Origin of the sequence: Enterococcus sp. 2G9_DIV0600 (genome assembly GCF_002140615.1) — a bacterium.
Classification (GTDB): Bacteria; Bacillota; Bacilli; order Lactobacillales; family Enterococcaceae; genus Enterococcus_D; species Enterococcus_D innesii.
On sequence record NZ_NGLL01000001.1, the window covers coordinates 777,243 to 794,351 of the forward strand.

The 17,109-nt window shown below is 42.0% G+C and carries 13 protein-coding genes; 9 read left to right on the forward strand and 4 right to left on the reverse strand.

All coding sequences use genetic code 11. The features are described from left to right. Nucleotides 1-1,425 carry a 6-phospho-beta-glucosidase gene (locus A5870_RS03750; protein WP_086291860.1) on the forward strand — a complete coding sequence of 475 codons (1,425 nt, stop codon included), beginning with the start codon at nucleotides 1-3 and terminating at the stop codon, nucleotides 1,423-1,425. A gap of 124 nt (nucleotides 1,426-1,549) precedes the next feature. On the opposite strand, the gene A5870_RS03755 is transcribed toward A5870_RS03750, so the two are convergent. Further along, a complete protein-coding gene (locus A5870_RS03755) occupies nucleotides 1,550-2,434 on the reverse strand; it encodes an AraC family transcriptional regulator (RefSeq protein WP_086291861.1) in 885 nt (294 codons plus the stop codon). Between the two features lie 132 nt (nucleotides 2,435-2,566). Between A5870_RS03755 and bglB the strand changes: the two genes are divergently transcribed. Further along, nucleotides 2,567-3,673 (forward strand): beta-galactosidase BglB, encoded by a 1,107-nt coding sequence (gene bglB, locus A5870_RS03760; protein ID WP_086291862.1) that lies wholly within the window; start codon nucleotides 2,567-2,569, stop codon nucleotides 3,671-3,673. Nucleotides 3,674-3,712: 39 nt separating this feature from the next. Continuing rightward, on the forward strand, nucleotides 3,713-4,024 hold the full coding sequence (rhaM, locus tag A5870_RS03765; RefSeq protein ID WP_086291863.1) for an L-rhamnose mutarotase: 312 nt from the start codon (nucleotides 3,713-3,715) through the stop codon (nucleotides 4,022-4,024). A 155-nt stretch (nucleotides 4,025-4,179) separates the two neighbouring features. On the opposite strand, the gene A5870_RS03770 is transcribed toward rhaM, so the two are convergent. The 3 genes from A5870_RS03770 to A5870_RS03780 are packed head-to-tail and all read right to left on the reverse strand — an operon-like array spanning nucleotide 4,180 to nucleotide 8,022. Then, the gene (locus A5870_RS03770; protein WP_086291864.1) at nucleotides 4,180-5,631 is read right to left on the reverse strand and encodes a response regulator; all 1,452 of its coding nucleotides are present in this window, start codon (nucleotides 5,629-5,631) and stop codon (nucleotides 4,180-4,182) included. Further along, complete coding sequence (locus A5870_RS03775; protein WP_016608845.1) at nucleotides 5,628-7,397, reverse strand: sensor histidine kinase; 1,770 nt, start codon at nucleotides 7,395-7,397, stop codon at nucleotides 5,628-5,630. The genes A5870_RS03770 and A5870_RS03775 overlap by 4 nt, the downstream gene beginning before the upstream one ends. After that, nucleotides 7,366-8,022 (reverse strand): DUF624 domain-containing protein, encoded by a 657-nt coding sequence (locus tag A5870_RS03780; RefSeq protein WP_010749870.1) that lies wholly within the window; start codon nucleotides 8,020-8,022, stop codon nucleotides 7,366-7,368. The genes A5870_RS03775 and A5870_RS03780 overlap by 32 nt, the downstream gene beginning before the upstream one ends. A 264-nt stretch (nucleotides 8,023-8,286) precedes the next feature. Here A5870_RS03780 and A5870_RS03785 point away from each other — a divergent pair, with 264 nt between their 5' ends. The 6 genes from A5870_RS03785 (at nucleotide 8,287) to A5870_RS03815 (ending at nucleotide 16,879) form a co-directional block, all read left to right on the forward strand. Continuing rightward, complete coding sequence (locus tag A5870_RS03785) at nucleotides 8,287-9,597, forward strand: ABC transporter substrate-binding protein (protein WP_016608844.1); 1,311 nt, start codon at nucleotides 8,287-8,289, stop codon at nucleotides 9,595-9,597. Nucleotides 9,598-9,784: 187 nt separating this feature from the next. Then, entirely contained in the window at nucleotides 9,785-10,744 is a 960-nt protein-coding gene (locus tag A5870_RS03790) for a carbohydrate ABC transporter permease (protein WP_016608843.1), read from the forward strand. 3 nt (nucleotides 10,745-10,747) lie between these two features. Beyond that, the gene (locus tag A5870_RS03795; protein WP_005234188.1) at nucleotides 10,748-11,581 is read left to right on the forward strand and encodes a carbohydrate ABC transporter permease; all 834 of its coding nucleotides are present in this window, start codon (nucleotides 10,748-10,750) and stop codon (nucleotides 11,579-11,581) included. Nucleotides 11,582-11,656: 75 nt separating this feature from the next. After that, nucleotides 11,657-13,270, forward strand: a complete 1,614-nt coding sequence (locus A5870_RS03800; RefSeq protein WP_086291865.1) for a glycosyl hydrolase family 28 protein — start codon at nucleotides 11,657-11,659, stop codon at nucleotides 13,268-13,270. Between the two features lie 421 nt (nucleotides 13,271-13,691). After that, on the forward strand, nucleotides 13,692-14,945 hold the full coding sequence (locus tag A5870_RS03810; RefSeq protein ID WP_086291866.1) for a glycoside hydrolase family 28 protein: 1,254 nt from the start codon (nucleotides 13,692-13,694) through the stop codon (nucleotides 14,943-14,945). A gap of 419 nt (nucleotides 14,946-15,364) precedes the next feature. After that, entirely contained in the window at nucleotides 15,365-16,879 is a 1,515-nt protein-coding gene (locus A5870_RS03815) for an extracellular solute-binding protein (RefSeq protein ID WP_086291867.1), read from the forward strand. The last annotated feature ends 230 nt before the right edge of the window (nucleotides 16,880-17,109 follow it).

Consider the following 17,109-nt stretch of genomic DNA (forward strand, 5'->3'; position numbering starts at 1 on the left):
ATGGGATTGTCAGATGATTTTTTATGGGGTGGTGCAACGGCTGCCAATCAAGCAGAAGGTGGCGTATTAGCAGGAGGACGTGGCTTATCAAATGTCGACCTCTTACCAATTGGTCCTGATCGCGCAAAGGTCGCTGCGGGTGAACTGGAAATGTTGGAATGGCAGGAAGATTCTTTTTATCCAGCCCAAACGGCCATTGATATGTACCACCATTATATGGAAGATATTGCCCTTTTTGCCGAAATGGGTTTTAACGTGTACCGGATGTCACTTTCTTGGTCACGGATTTTTCCAAATGGCAATGACGAAGAGCCCAACGAAGAAGGATTGCTTTTTTATGAGAAAATCTTCAAAGAATTGAGAAAACATCAAATCGAGCCATTAGTCACGATTGCCCACTTCGATGTTCCGCTGCATTTGATCAAGGAATTTGGGGGCTGGAAAAATCGCCGCCTCATTGATTTCTATGTGACCTATGCGGAAACCGTCTTCCAGCGCTATCGCGGGTTGGTCAAATATTGGCTGACAATCAATGAAATCAATATTTTGCTGCATCAGCCCTTTGTAGGTGGCGGGATCGTCTTTAAAGAAGGGGACAATCGTCAAGAAATCAAATACCAAGCAGCGCATCACCAGTTAGTCGCCAGTGCCTTAGCAACCCAAAAGGCTCATGAGATCGATCCGACCAATCAAGTTGGTTGTATGCTGGCTGGTGGCAGTCATTATCCTTATACTTGCCGACCTGAAGATTACCAAGAAGCAATCAATCGTGATCGCGAAGGCTATTTCTTTATCGATGTGCAAGCCCGAGGCAAATACCCCAATTATGCCTTGAAAAAATTTGAACGAGAAGGCTTAACGATCAAAATAACACCTGAGGACGAGGCGATTTTAGCGGCTTCGCCGGTTGATTTTGTCAGTTTTTCTTATTACTGTTCGCGAACGGTCAGTGCCCATTCAGAAGACTATGCGCAAGCGACAGGGAATCTCTTTCCATCAATTAAAAATGAACATCTACCATCGACTGAGTGGGGGTGGCAGATTGATCCGTTAGGACTGAGAAATTCATTGAATCAATTGTATGATCGCTATCAAAAACCGTTGTTTATCGTAGAAAATGGGTTAGGGGCGATCGATACCCCTGATGAGAATGGGTTTGTCGCAGACGATTATCGAATCGACTATTTAAAAAAACATATTCAAGCCTTTAAAGATGCGGTGACGATCGATGGTGTGGAACTACTTGGTTATACTACTTGGGGTTGTATTGATCTTGTAGCAGCCAGCACCGGTCAAATGAGTAAACGCTACGGCTTTATCTACGTGGATCGAGACGATCAAGGCAAGGGCACCTTGAAACGAACCAAGAAAAAATCCTTTGAGTGGTATAAAAAAGTGATCGCTTCAAATGGGGAAGTTTTATAATATACAAAAAGAATGACACGAGAAAATGTGTCATTCTTTTTGTATTGTGTCATGTAATTTCAGGATAGAGAAGCAGGAACTCTTTTTTTACACGAGCCAATGGTGGACGCTTTTCATCTGCTTGCTATTTTTTTCCTGCAAAATGTGTAAAACGGACAAACTGATTTTGGGCTTCTTCTTGTAAAAACTCTTTAGGTGTCAGCTGAAATTCTTGTTTGAAGCAGCGTAAAAAATGGGTATAGGAGTTGAAGCCGCAAGCTTCGAAGGTGGCGGTGGCGCTTCTGGTTTTACGTAAAATTTCTTTGCTCTTTAAGAGTCGTTTCTTGACGACATAGGCATGAAAGGCGACGCCAGTTTCTTTTTTGAAGGTCCGAGAAAGCGAGTATGGACTCATGAAAAGGGCTTTGGCGACGGTCTCTAAGGAGAGATCAGCGGTCAAATGCTGATTGATATAGGTAATGGCAGCCAAAATATCTTTATTTTTATAGAGTGAGTCGGATAAAAACAGCGGTTCTTTTTCCTGATAGGCAATCGTATTGATGGAAATCAAAAACGCAATCAAATGATTTTGATAAAGTAAGTCGGCACCATAATTGCTATCCATTTTTTTGCGCAAAGGTCGCAGTAGCCGGTCTAGTTGGTCAGCATCGATCGATAAAATACGACTGTTGATGCCGCCGTTGCTACGAAAACAGGCAGTGAGATCTGTTTGGGCAGTGGAGAGGGCAGCGAGATAACTAGGATTGATATACAGGTAGGTTCGCTCGAAAAAATCAGAAGTTTGATGGACGATTCGATGCAAGACATTCGGAGGAATCAAGATGATCGTACCAGGTTCTAGAGGGAATTCTCCGCCATCGATAAAGAAGACCGCTGATCCTTTTAAGGTACAGTGAATCTCATAAAAACTATGGTAATGATAAAGGGTATTGTTTTCTTCTACGATGTCTTTGATATGAAAGGCCTCAAAGCGATCGTTGATCATCGTGTCCGCACTTTGCTTCTCCATGATTGGCTCCTTTCGTGCTCGTTTGATTTTATCATACAAGAATAGATAGTAAAGTGTCAATAACTGCTATTTTCGTGTAAATGTAAGCGTGTTACGATCAATCTATCAAAGAGAAATGAGAGGATGAACCCAATGGTGATTTTAGAACAGTTATTTGTGGAAAAACGTGTCGTGGAACAAAAAATTGATCGCATGATCGAAAATTTAACGACGATCAAGGATGATAATGGTGAATTTCTATTAGACTTTGACGGCTTGATCGTTGATGATAAAAGCTGGGGGATTTGGAACTGGCCGCAAGGGGTGGGACTATATGGCATTTATAAAAACTACCAAATCACCAAAAATCCTAAAGCGCTCCAAGTTGTGGAAGAATGGTTTGAGCAGCGGATGTTAGAAGGCGCGCCCCCTAAAAATGTCAACACGATGGCGCCGCTTTTAGCAATGGCGTATCTTTATGAAGACACCAAAGATTCTCGTTACTTACCTTACCTTGAACAATGGGCGGAATGGGTCATGCATGATATGCCGCGAACCGATGAAAATGGTCTGCAGCATGCGACCTATGGACCAGAAAATCGCAACCAGCTTTGGGACGATACCTTGATGATGACCGCTTTGCCTTTGGCGAAAATTGGCATGTTGCTGAATCGTCCGGCTTATATCGAAGAAGCAAAACAACAATTTATGATCCATATCAAATACTTAGTGGATAAAAAAACTGGGCTTTGGTTCCACGGCTGGACCTTTGAAGAACGCCACAATTATGCACAAGCGCTTTGGGCAAGAGGCAACTGCTGGATCACCATTGCGATTCCTGAGATCATTGAAATTCTCGACTTGCAAGAAGGAGATGCGTTACGTGGCTTCTTAATCAATACCTTCTTAGACCAACTAACTGCCTTGCAAGAAATGCAAGATGAAAGTGGCCTGTGGCACACCTTGTTAGACGATCCTAGCTCGTATGTGGAGGCTTCTGCGACGGCTGGTTTTGCCTATGGGATTTTAAAAGCCGTTCATAAGCGTTACATTGACAAAGCTTGGGAAGATGTTGCCTATAAAGCTTTAGCCGGTTTGATCGAACAAGTCGCAGAAGATGGAGAAGTCCAAAATGTTTCCATCGGTACTGGAATGGGAGAAGACTTGGAGTACTACAAAAACATCGCGATTACGGCAATGCCTTACGGGCAATCACTGACAGTTTTAGCATTTACTGAACTATTGGTTTCATTTTGTTAAGCAGAACACCTTACGTAATAAAGAGAGGAGCAGACAAAGATGATCAAAAAAGCGATTCGGATGAAGCTACATCCTGGTTATGAAGCAGAATATGAAAAACGGCATCGCGAACTATGGCCAGAACTAAAAGAGCAGCTCATAGCACACGGGGCGAAAAGCTACCAGATTTTCTTAGATCCAGAAACCCTTGCGTTGTTTGGCTACCTTGAGATTGAAGATGAAACCCGTTGGCAGCAGTTAGCGGCAACCGAAATCAACCAAAAATGGTGGCAGTACATGGCAGAACTTATGGAAACAAATTCGGATGATTCGCCAGTGACACAGGAGTTAAAGCAAGTCTTTACGCTGTAAGCTAGACAAAAATGTTTATTTCTTAAAACGAACACGGTCGCATCAGTTGTTTGACATCAATCACTGGTTAGTCAAAGAGGTAGTTCGCTCACATTCGTGAGCGGACTACCTCTTTTGTTGAAATAACAAAACAATGCTTTCGTATAGAAGAAACGTTAAGAGAGGAGTACTTTTTCTTGCTGCTTCAAAAATTTCTTTGGTGTCATACCAGTAATCTTTTTGAACGTTTGAACAAAATATTCAGGCGCATTGCTAAAGCCCGTCATCGCTGCCACTTCGTAGACTTTGTAGTTTTTCTTCAGCAGTTCTTGTGCTTTTTGGATGCGGTATTCGGCTAATTTTTGATTGAAGCGAATCCCGGTTTCTTTGTAATAGGTTTTACCTAAGTATTCAGGATTTAAGTACAAAAGATGGGCGGCGATCCATTTCAATGACAATGCTTCATGGTCATAATATTCTTCGATGATCAGGTTGACTTTTTGGGACAACTGCATGTTCTCGCTATCGTCTAAGCTGCCCCGCATCAAATCGATACAGTGAAGCAGCATAAACTGGAGTTCGTGCCAATTATTCAAGAGCATGATCTTTGGGGAATAGTCATCAAAGTAAATGTCTTTCTTGATGCGATGGTTTTCAAAAATTGCCGATAACAAATCGTTGACCTGCAGCCGCAATAGTTGGACAGGGTAAAGCTCCATGCGACAGGTAGAAAAAAAGTTTTCCGTAAGAACTTGTGCTAAAGTCAGTTCGCCTTTGTCGATCAATGCCAAAAGTTTTTCACGGTATTCCATGTAGAGACTATTTTCATAGACATTTTCTTGTGAGATTTGGGCTTCTTGGATGACTTCAAAGGTATCAAAATAAAACTCCTTATCCAAGTTCCGCTTGCCTAAATGATAACTGAGTAAAAATTTTTCGGGAGTTTCGACCCAGCAATTGATGGCGATCCCTTTTCCTAGATGCGCAGCCTGTACCTTCGTTTTAAAAAAGAGATTAAAGGTATTTTCCGTACTGAAGTTCAGGATATAGCCAACTTTGTTTTGATGACCGATCACCAACTCGTGATGGTTCTCATAGCTTTCGATCCGCTTAGCGATGGCGTGATAGAATTTCGAATCAAATAAGTACATACAAAATGGAAAAACGAACGATTCAGGCAGCGGTTCTTCTCCGCAGCTATTGATGTATTGTTCAATTTGTTGTTTTAAATAGAGAGTAGATTCCATTTGGCGACGTTCAGAGCGTTCGATCGTCTCAGCCAACGCTTCTGAAAGCTTGCTCGGAAAAACAGGTTTTTCAAGGAAAAATTTGACCCCTAAAGCCATCGCTTCTTTGGCAAAGGAGAAGCTGCCAAAGCCTGTCAAAATAATGATTTGAATCGCAGGATTGATGGCTTTTAATTTTTTGATCAAGGCAAGTCCATTGACTTTAGGCATATTGATGTCGGTAATCACGATGTCGATGATGTTTTGCTGACAAAATGCCAAGGCTTCTTCACTGTCTGTGTAAATTCCTTTGACCACTAATGGGAAATCAAAAGAAGCAACGAGGTTAGCCACACCACTTGCTATCAAGGGTTCATCGTCAACAACGAGGATATTTTTCATGTTTCACTCACTCCTTTTAAGGGGATCACAAAGCGCACCGTCGTCTTTTTGAAGGGAATCGAGGAGACGATGGCTAAGGACGCTTGATCACCATAATGCAGTTGCAATCGTTTTTGAATATTGGTCAATCCGATGCCGCCTTCTTTTTCAATCGAGAAGTTGGCTTTAAAACCAGGGCCATTGTCAGAGACACTGACTTGGAGAAAAGTTGCTTGTTGTTCAATCGTAAGGATGAGGCGACACGTCTCCTTCATATCATTGACGGCGTATTTAAAGACATTTTCAATCAATGGTTGAATCAGTAACTTAGGAATCTTAAAGGACAAGTCATTCACCAAAATTACTTCGATATACTCGATCCGTTTCCCGAAGCGAACGTTTTGAATATTGATATAGGCGTGCACGATATCTAATTCATCTTGTAGCGTTGTGAAGTCAGACTTGGTATCGATTTTTTTACGAAACAAATAGGCAAGGGAGGTGACCATCTCTGAGATCTGCCACTGCTGATTTTCAATGGCGATCCAGTTGATCGAGTCTAACGTATTGTAGAGAAAATGTGGATCTAATTGCGCTTGCAATCCCTTAAATTCGATTTCTTGGGACAAAATACGCATTTCATAATTGTCCTTGATCAAGGCATTTAATTCATCGATCATCGTATTGTAGCTTTCGTAAAGGACCATGATCTCTTCTTGACTATTTTCTGGGACAGCGAGGGTCTTTAAAGAGGCCAGTTTTTTCGTTTTCCGCAGAACGGCCATTTGCGAAGCCAAGTCAGCTAAAGGACGGGTCAGCTGATTGCTTATTTTCCGAATCACAACAATAATCAAACATAAAAAAGGTAAACTCACAGCGATGGAAAGGCCTTGTAGTTTATAAAGATCCGCTAAGACTTGGTTTTCAGGCAGTAAATAAATGAAGGTCATATTCGGCATCGTCTTCCGATCCATTGCATAGTAGTACTGGCGATTATCAAACGTCATGGAGCCGATCGATCGCTGGAAGGTTCCCATTTTCTGCTGCAAGGTATTTTGATCCGCAGCGAGGGTTTGCTCGTCATTTGCGGTACTATAAAATTGGTTCTGATACGCCATGAAAAATTGGTTTTGTTCAGAGACAATAGGAAGACTTTCGATCTCGTTACGAAAGAAGGACGTATTGACTAGAAATATCACCGTACCAATATAGGTTAAAGAAAGATCGGCTGTTGAATAGATTTTTCGCAGATAGACACCTTGAGAAAGGTCTTTTGCAAAAAACCAACTCCCTTTGGCAGGCTTATCGGGCAAAGTCTCGATCATATCTTTGATGGTTTGGCCATTAAAGATATGGTCGGTCTCGGCTAGAAAGTTGATCATGTTTTCGTTCGTTGGGGTAAAGAGATAGACGTTTTGAATCGTTGATTCATTGCGTACGAGGGCGTTGATTTCTGCACTTAAGGCATTCTTTTGGTCGATCGCCTCTAAGGATTGCAAGGAATCTTGTGCCAAGATCCTTTGTAGGCCATTTTGGATCGGTGCACTATCGATAATGCGAAAAGAGAGGGTTTCGACGGCAGTTAAACGTTTGGCGATATTTGTTGAAATGATCGAGACATCTTTATACGCGGCTTCTTTCAGCTGCGCCATGTAGACTTGTCGCCAAACTAAGGTCAGGAGAACAGCCAATGAGACGATAATTGCCACCGTCGCAAAAAAGACAAAATGTAACTGTCGCTCAAAAGGCTGCTTTTTAAAGTGATTGATCAGCTTCTGGGACTTCATGGACACTGCCTCGCTTTGCTTGCAATTGTTTGGTTTTTTCAATCATCTGACCATGAAAAAATTCAGCGAAAAACAAGAAAATCACTAGTCCAAAGACGAGTAACAAGGAGGTTTTGGCAGTCAATAAGAGAAACAATAAATACCAGGTAAACAACAAGGCAAGGCCTTGCAGTGGGTAGCGAAAGACTAGAAAGATACTGACGTACAAGGTCTGTTTCCAAGCGTGTTGTTCGGCTTTGGCATAGGTCATAAAGCTGATGAATGCAGTGTAAAGGAGGAGAATCGTTAAAAGTAAATAGACAGGGCGCAGCCAAGCCATTTCAGTCGGGAAAAAATGAGTAATCCGTAAGTTAAACAACAACAGGAGTACTGTACTCAATAATCCGATGCCAAAAAGGGAAAAGGTGCGAAAGGCTTGCTTGTAGGCTTGCCAGAAGGCAACAGCTGAATAGTCATGGCCAGTTTTACGAAAATCATGTAAACATTTAATCGTGACAGCGGTGGCAGGACCGAAGCCAAAAATCCCCAACCCTAAAAGGGTAAAGAAAAGCCATAAAAGGTTTAATTTAGCAAAATAAGCTGTTACCGTAAAAAGACGAAACAGTCCGGTTTGTATTTTTTTCATTGTTTCCACCTACCTTGTTTTTTGAAAAGTAAGCCTTTTCAACGCTAGTATAGCATAGTATATTGGAAAAAATAGAGCATGTCTGTTTTTTTACATTTTTCATCTGTTTTTCTATTTTTTTCTAGCTATTGCCCGTGAAGGCTTAGCCTTCAGCAAAAACGACAGTCTAGTTTTTCACATATTTGCTCTTGTTTTTTCATTTTTATTAACGAGGATTTCCATTACAATCACCTTGTAAGCGCAAACAAAAAGGAGTGTAGAAGAATGAAGAAAACTTTTTTAAAAGCAGCGAGCTTGTTGTTTCTTGGGGCGACCTTAGCAGCTTGTGGCAACAACGGCAATAGTAGCGGAAGCTCAGAAGCTGATGCAGATGGGAAAACGACGATTTCCTTTACCTGGTGGGGCTCAGAAGTCAGACACGAGAAGTATATCGAATCGATCAAAGAATTTGAGAAACAAAATCCTGACATTAAAGTTGAATATGAATATGGTTCTTGGGATGACCATTGGAAAAAACTAGCAACAAAAGCGGCTTCTGGAGAATTACCTGATGTGATCCAGATGGATGTGCAGTACATTGCGCAATATGGAACGAAAAATCAATTAGCAGATATGTCGGAATTTATCGGCAATGAGATTCAAACCGATGATATCAAAGAATCAATTTTAGCAACTGGCGAGTTAGATGGAAAAGTTTTTGGCATACCAACTTCTGTCAATACGATGGCGATGCTCTACAATCCATCATTGGTAGAACAAGGGGGCACTGGGATCGACTTTAGCAATTATACCTTCGATGACCTTGTAGAAAGTACGGCAGCGATCGCTGAAGCAACCGGTGATTATGGTTGGAATGATAACAATGACAACAGTACGATTTTGCAATACTTTTTACGTACTAAAGGCGAAGATCTATACCAATACGATGCAGACGGCAAACCAGAGATCGGTTTTTCCAAAGAAAACTGGGTTGAATTTATGGGGGCTATCGCAGATCTTACGCAAGCCAAAGCAATGCCAACCGCAGAAGTGACTAGCAATGCCAACAGTATGGATCAATATCCGTTTTCACAAGGAAAAGCAGCCTATATGATGACTTGGTCCAATCAATACTTGACCTATAAGGCCTCCGCCGCAGAAGATGTCGAAATCAACTTGGCTCGTCCATTCGACTCAGAAAACGGGGCGATGGCGTATCGCCCAGGGTTCTTTTATTCGATCGCGAATGCTTCTGAATCAAAAGAAGCAGCTGCGAAGTTTGTTGACTTTTTAGTGAATAGTGAAGAAGCCAATAAGATCATCGGTACTGAGCGGGGGATTCCTTCCAATGATGCCATCAAAGAATTGCTTTATGCCGACATGACACCAGAAGAACAAGAGTCCTCTGATTTCTTAGATGATATTGCAGACATCGTCGGTGATCCATCCCCAATCCCACCAATTGGGTTTGCTGAAATCAACACGTACTTTAAAGAGCTGTACGCAGAGATCACTTATGGCACGATGACACCAGAAGAAACTTATGATGCCTTTACGCAACGCTGCGAAGAAATTTTTGCAGAAAACTATCAATAAGCATAGATGCGGCGCCTTTACTGACTTTTTCAGTAAAGGCGTTTTTTTAGGAGAAACAATGGGGGAAAAAAATAGGTCCTCTAGTTTTTCACATTTCTGTACTTTTTTTTCTATTCATTCTTAAGAAGCACTTCGTTAAAATCAACTTGTAAGCGTAATCAACTATAGGAGGTAGGAAGTGAAAATTATGGAACTACAATCAAAATCACCCACGGCAAAAGAACCTGGGAAACTCAAAAGCTGGTTTAATCGATTACCAGAATCAAAACAGAATATGGTTACAGGCTACTTATTTATCTCACCCTTCATCATTGGCTTTTTTGCTTTTATTATCGTCCCGATGGGGATTTCTCTTTTTATGTCTTTTCATGACTATGATTTATTGACAGAGGCGCAATTTGTTGGCTGGAATAACTTTAAGACGATTTTTACGAATGATCCCAAGTTTGTTCAGTCACTGACTGTTACGCTGAAATATGTTGTGTTGGCAGTCCCTTTACGGCTGATCGTCGCATTAGCAGTGGCGATGCTGATCAACCGCCCATCGAAATTAAGCGGCGCTTATCGGGTATTATTTTATATCCCTTCGATTTTAGGTGGGAGCGTGGCGGTCTCGATCATGTGGCGGAATCTTTTTGGCGATTCAGGGTTGATCAATGGCGTACTAGCGGCGATCGGCTTAGACCCGATCTACTTCTTTAAAAGTCCTGGCTTAGCGTTGATGACCTTGATTTTATTAGCAGCGTGGCAATTTGGCTCGTCGATGTTGATTTTCTTATCCGGTTTGAAAAATATTCCGAAAGATTATTATGAAGCGGCGGAAATTGATGGGGCAGGAAAAATCAGACAGTTTTTCAATATCACGGTTCCAGTCCTGACACCAATCATCTTTTTCAATCTGATCTATCAAACGATCATGGCCTTTTTGACGTTTACACCTGCGTTTATCATTTCGAATGGGACGGGTTCACCTCGTAACGGCACGTTAGTCTATTCCTTGTACATGTATCAACGAGCCTTTACCGATTTCAAAATGGGCTATGCTTCAGCCTTAGCGTGGATTTTACTGGTCATCGTCGGGTTGATTACGATTCTGTTGTTCGCAACATCGAAATTTTGGGTGTTTAAAGAAAACGAGGAGGTTTGATTGATGCGTGAACAAAAACAAAATTATTTCTTTGATGCCGTGATCTTAGTTGCTGCATTACTGATGCTTTATCCGATTTTCTGGCTGCTGTTTAGTGCCTTTAAACCTAGTAGTGACATTTTTCGAACGGCAACGGAGTTGATCCCCCGAAGCTGGACGTTAGAAAATTTTACCAAGGGGTTTGAAGGGATCGCAGGGATTCCCTTCATTCGCTATATTTTCAACTCGTTGCAAATCGCGTTGATTTCAATGGTAGGGGCGGTCTGTTCTTCGGCTGTCATTTCTTATGGATTTGGTCGAATTCCTTTCAAAGGAAAAGGCTTTTGGTTTGCTTGTATCTTGGTCACGATGATGCTGCCGCAAGAGATCATCATGGTGCCTCAGTATCTTTGGTTTAATCAATTAGGCTGGCTTAACTCGATTCGTCCGGTAACCGTTCCTTCATACTTCGGACAAGCTTTCTTTATTTTCATGATGGTTCAATTCGTCTCTGCGATCCCGACAGATTTAGATGAAGCAGCAAAAATGGACGGCTGTGGACGGGTCGGTATTTTCTTCCGTGTGATTCTACCGTTGATGAAGCCTTCCTTGGCAAACGCTGCGATCTTCTCTTTCTATTGGAAATGGGAAGAACTGATCGGACCGATGCTGTACCTTACACGTCCGCAAAACTACACGGTATCGATTGCCTTAAAGCAGTTCCTAGATGCTAGCAGCACCTCCAATTGGGGAGCGATGTTCGCGATGTCTGTGGTCTCCTTACTGCCTGTGTTGATCATCTTCTTTATTTTTCAAAAATACATTGTTGAAGGCATCAGCACGACGGGTCTTAAATAAGTGTGGAAAAAGATATTCGCTGTTTTGGAATATCTTTTTTCTATTGAATGAATTCGTTGAAGAAAGGACAAACCGATGGAACCATTTCAAGTAATTGATTTTCATGTCGTACCAAGCACGATCGGCGCTCATCAAGCGACCCTTATTTGGGAGAAGCCGCTGCACGCTCAAGCTATTTTTGGTTATCAATTGTTTTTAGACAACGATTTGATCCAAACCAGACCAACAAACAAGACGCATTGGACGTTGACAAACTTATCTGCCGATCAAACGTATCAAATAACGATCATCTGCCTCGATCATCAGGGGTGCCTGCTTACAAATACCGCAGTCACGACGACTTTTCGTACAAAGAAAAAAAGTGTTGTGTTAGATGTTACGCAAGCACCCTACCATGCTGATAGCGCAGGCAAAGAAGATAGTACCATCATTCTCCAGCAAGCGATCAACGATTGCCCTAGCAATGGCACTGTCTGGATCCCAACAGGGGCGGTGATCCTTTCTGGTGCGTTGGAGCTAAAAAGCAATATGATTTTTCAGGTAGATGGCACATTGCAAGCAAGCCTCGACATAGAAACGTATCGGGTTGCCCCTCACGAGTATTTAGGAAGCGTGAATCAAGAGGGCTTACCATTAAGCCGTTATGAAGGCTGGGAATTGTTTTGCTTCCGTTCATTGATCAACATTGGGTATATCGATCAAGGCGATCGAGGGCGTATCGTTTGTGAAAATGTCCGTCTTTGTGGCAAAGGAACGATCAATGGTGGCGGGAATCCATTAGGACTGGCGATGCGAAACTCTTATGCAGACCGTGAACAGTATCCAGAATATGTTTCTGATGGAAAACCTGGAAGACGAGTAAGGGGACGTTTGATCTGTATGATGCAGGCCAAAAACATCCATTTGACAGAGCTGACGTTGATTGACCCACCATGCTGGACTGTCCATATGATATACTGTGACACCGTTGTGACCCATGGAGTGAATATTCAGTCCAAAGGCATCGACAATGGCGATGGTTGGGATCCTGATTCTTCGCAAAACTTGCTGATTTTTGACACCGTTTTTGATACGGGTGATGATTGTATCGCAATCAAATCTGGCAAAAATCCAGAAGGAAATCAGATCAATAGACCAGCGAAAAATATTCGGTTGTTTGATTTGGCTATTCGAGGAGGACATGGCATCGCGATTGGTAGTGAGCAATCTGGTGGTGTCGAAAATATCACTTTTCGAGATTGTCAACTGACCAATACGCTTTATGGGCTAGAATTGAAAGCGCAGAATGATCGTGGTGGCTATATTCGTCAAGTGACGATCATCGATTGCCTGTTGGATCGTTTCATGGCTCATCCTGTCGCTTACAATGCCGATGGTCAGGCAGCCCAACAGTTACCAATCATTTCGGATATTTTGGTCAAGAATACCCGTATCGTAGGGCAGAACCCTTTGGTCGAGCTAAAAGGGTTTGTCGATGAACAAGCACAGCAGGTTTCACCGATCCAACGCGTTGCTTTTGAGTCAGTTGCCTTTGAATCAGCTAAAGGGCAAAAGAAAATGATTTTTGAACAGTGTCAGGAGGTCAGCTTTAAAGAGGCAGCGATCATTGATCGAGCGGCCATAAGTGACGCAATAAGTTGCCAAGAAACAGTCGAACTATCCATGGTGGGACAAAAGAAACTCACGTAGAACAAGCTTTTGAAAATGATCTGCGTTGGTTCTCCTAATGAGAAACAGTTAGTTAAGCACCTTATTTCCTCCCTTGACAGGTTGCGCCTTTTTGCTTTTGTAGACAAAAAGGCGCATTTTTCTAACAAGAAAGGACGATGCAAAAAAAGACGATCCCCAGAAATCAAAAAGGACTTTCATTTCCCGATAAGGGGACTATAGTAAAGAATGTAGGGAAAAGGACGCCAGAAAGCACATGGGAAAAGACAACGAGATGTGCCAAGAGGAACGCTTTACTTGATGGACAGCGCCAGTAAGAAGCACTCAGTTCTATCCAACGAAATGATAGATGAAAAAAGGTTGGCGATGCGCAATTTTTACAATCATGGGTATCGACAAACCTATCAACAGCTTAAAACAAAAGCGTAGGAGGTAAGCAAGAATGGAAGATATCACGCAATTATTGCAACGAGAAATTGACCAAGCATCAACTGTGCAGGGAACAGTGATTACACCACCCGGCGCCTATCAAATCGGCGCATTGTTTTTAAAAAGCAATGTGCACTTGATTGTCTCAGAGGATACGATTCTGTATGGTAGTCAAGAACTGGCCGATTATCCCGCAGTAGATAATCGGGTCGCAGGGATCAATATGAAGTGGCCTGCAGCGATGATCAATGTTTTTCACGCAGAAAATGTCATGATCTCTGGAAAAGGAAAACTTGATGGTCGTGGAGAAACATGGTGGCAAACGTTTTGGGGAACAGATGAAGCCAGCGGGATGATGGCGGATTATGCAAAGAAAGGCTTACGCTGGGCAGCAGATTATGATTGCAAGCGTCCACGGAATATCCTTGTTTATGAAAGTCAGCAAGTAACCATCAAAGGCATTTCGTCGGTACAGTCGGGTTTTTGGAATACCCAAATCACGTATTCTCACCACATATTGATCGACGGCATCACGATAGACAATGGAAAAGGGCCTAGTACTGATGGCATCGATATTGATTCCTGTGAAGAAGTCACGATTCAAAATGCCCACATTTCCTGCAACGATGACAATATCTCGATCAAGGCGGGACGTGGGGCAGAAGCCATAGCCCAGCAAAGAAGCTGTCGGAAAATCACGATCAAAGACTGTCAGTTAGGGTATGGTTCAGGAATTGCTATTGGTAGTGAAACTTCTGGTGGGATCGAAGAGATCAAAATCCAAAAAGTCGTCTTTGAGCAAACTGGCGCAGGGTTTCGGATCAAATCCGCCAACAATCGAGGTGGATTTATACGCAAGGTCACTGCTTCGGATTTAACGATGAAGGATGTTGGCTTTCCTTTTCTCTTACAAACAAATTGGTACCCAGATTATAGTTATCCAGAACTGCCAGCTGATTATGCGGAAGAGATTCCCGACTATTGGCACAAATTGATGGTACAACCAGCTATTCCAGTAGGTCCAGCAAAGGTCTGCGACATTACTATTGAAAACGTGCAAGCCACCAAAACAGGACAACAAAGCGTGCGTGCTTTTTTCATCGAGGCCAGCCCAGCAGAACCGATCCGCAATCTAACATTGAAAAATCTTTCCATCCATGCCGATGAGTTCGGCAAGATTGCAGGGGTTGAGAACTTAAAGATGGTGGAAACGATCGTCACTGCGTTAGCGCCAACCTTGGATCAAAATGATGTGTATGAGCGGTAGTACTCTTTCTGTCAAATATGAATAAGTGGTGATCCGCTTAGTACTACAAAACTGATGAATTATCAAAGAAGACCAATGAGTTGGTCTTTTTTTCATGATAAGGTGTTTCCAAATCTCTCACGAATAAGAACATCAGTACTTAGGCTACCCTTTCTACAACGAGAATTTAAGAATGATAGGAATCAGAAAAACTGCGATAATTAAATTGATTGAGCGAACTAAGAACACGAAGAACTATTTATTCTTTTTTCCTATAATTTACGATACCTGCAAATGTAGAGCAAAACTCCCTACCTAGCCATATATCAACGATTAACAAAAAATGTCAATTGCTGGAAATCCTGCTTTTCGTTATGCTTTTGGTATTGAAAGCGGTTTATTTAATCGGGCTCAACAACAAAATATAAGGAGGAAAAGTAGTGAAAAAATTAAGTACGATTCTTGGTTTGGGGTTACTATCAGTCGCTTTTTTGTCGGCATGTGGGAAGGAGGAAGCAGGTTCAGCAACAGATTATGATACGATTTCGATTTTATCGCCGTACATTGAAACTGAACCACCTGCAAGTGACAACGAGATTTTGAAGCAATTAGAAGCGTACACTGGCAAAAACATTGATATTACCTGGGCACCCAATACATCCTACGAGGATAAAATGAATATTACGTTAGCTTCAGATGATATTCCAGAAGTGATGGTCATTCAAGGAAAATCAGGAGGATTTATCAAGTCAGCAGAAAATGGCGCTTTTTGGGATTTGACCGACTATTTAGCTGATTATCCTAATCTCTCTCAATCTAACGAGGATGTTTTGCGTAATTCTTCTGTGAATGGCAAAGTGTACGGAATTTATCGGAAACGTGATGCGATGCGGACGGCGGTGATCATCCGAAAAGATTGGTTAGAAAACTTAAACTTAGATGTACCAGAAACGATCGATGATCTCTATGAGGTTGCCAAAGCATTTACTGAGAACGATCCCGATGGGAATGGTGAAAATGATACGTTTGGTTTGATTATTCCCCAATGGCCTGGCTCGATCAACTCAAATAGTCCTTACGATGTGTTAGCTACTTGGTTTGGGGCAGGAAATGCTTGGAAAGAAATAGACGGCACTTTAGAGCCATCCTTTATGCAACCAGAATACCTAGAATCAATGCAATTTGTTAAAGATATGGTGGAACAAGGCTATGTCAATCGTGATTTTGCAACCATGGCAGCAGATAAATGGGATGAGCCGTTTATCAATGGACGTGGTGGGATCATTATTGATACGTATTCACGAGCAGCACAAATCAGTAATAAATTATTGCAAGCTGGAGAAGAAGACCTCGTCGTCTTTACAGGGAATTTAAAAGATAATAACGGTACGATGAACGCGTTACCGACAGATGGCTATTCTGGCTTCTTGGCGATTCCTAAGTCGAGTGTCCAGACAGAGGAACATCTAAAAGAGGTGTTGACGTTCCTTGATAAATTAAATAATAAAGAAGCACAGGTATTGCTGAACAACGGAATTGAAGGAATCAATTTTGAAGTAGTGGATGGAATGTCCGTCGCACTAGAAGGATCAGAAGCTGAAGCGCTAGCCAATGCGGTCAAAGGGTACTCACAAATTGGGATGAATGTAACGGAAGATACCCTGTACTATATTGCTAAGCCTGATACAGAAGCGGCTACTGAAAGCTATGAAAAACGATTGGCATTGATGGAAGCTGATTTAGAGCACGCTGTCTTTAACCCAGCAGCCTCCTATAATACAGATACGTATGTAACAAAAGGGGCACAGCTTGATCAGATCATTAGTGATGCGCGGGTTCAATTTATTGCGGGACAAATCGATGAAGCGGGTTGGGAAGCTGCGATCGAACTTTGGAAGAATCAAGGAGGCACGCAGCTGATGGAAGAAACGAATGCCCTTCATCAAGCACAATAACGACAGTCGAAGAAGGTTGAGTGGATCTTGCTCTCAACCTTTTTCTTTTTCAATAATTTTTTTCAGCTAATTATTCAGCTAATAAAATGGAGTACTATTTAGGTGAGACGAGACAGGTAGTAAGAAATCAGAAAAGAAAAAATGGAAAAAAACAAGTGGAAACCCTAATCTAACGCTTGATATCAAGGAATTCAAAAAAAGTCAATTGTTAGAAATGTAGGTCAAGTTTA

Coding starts and splice junctions, on each gene's coding strand:
- A5870_RS03750 (WP_086291860.1), top strand. CDS start 1: ATGGGATTGTCAGATGATTTTTTATGGGGTGGTGCAACGGCTGCCAAT.
- A5870_RS03755 (WP_086291861.1), bottom strand. CDS start 2,434: ATGGAGAAGCAAAGTGCGGACACGATGATCAACGATCGCTTTGAGGCC.
- bglB (WP_086291862.1), top strand. CDS start 2,567: ATGGTGATTTTAGAACAGTTATTTGTGGAAAAACGTGTCGTGGAACAA.
- rhaM (WP_086291863.1), top strand. CDS start 3,713: ATGATCAAAAAAGCGATTCGGATGAAGCTACATCCTGGTTATGAAGCA.
- A5870_RS03770 (WP_086291864.1), bottom strand. CDS start 5,631: ATGAAAAATATCCTCGTTGTTGACGATGAACCCTTGATAGCAAGTGGT.
- A5870_RS03775 (WP_016608845.1), bottom strand. CDS start 7,397: ATGAAGTCCCAGAAGCTGATCAATCACTTTAAAAAGCAGCCTTTTGAG.
- A5870_RS03780 (WP_010749870.1), bottom strand. CDS start 8,022: ATGAAAAAAATACAAACCGGACTGTTTCGTCTTTTTACGGTAACAGCT.
- A5870_RS03785 (WP_016608844.1), top strand. CDS start 8,287: ATGAAGAAAACTTTTTTAAAAGCAGCGAGCTTGTTGTTTCTTGGGGCG.
- A5870_RS03790 (WP_016608843.1), top strand. CDS start 9,785: ATGGAACTACAATCAAAATCACCCACGGCAAAAGAACCTGGGAAACTC.
- A5870_RS03795 (WP_005234188.1), top strand. CDS start 10,748: ATGCGTGAACAAAAACAAAATTATTTCTTTGATGCCGTGATCTTAGTT.
- A5870_RS03800 (WP_086291865.1), top strand. CDS start 11,657: ATGGAACCATTTCAAGTAATTGATTTTCATGTCGTACCAAGCACGATC.
- A5870_RS03810 (WP_086291866.1), top strand. CDS start 13,692: ATGGAAGATATCACGCAATTATTGCAACGAGAAATTGACCAAGCATCA.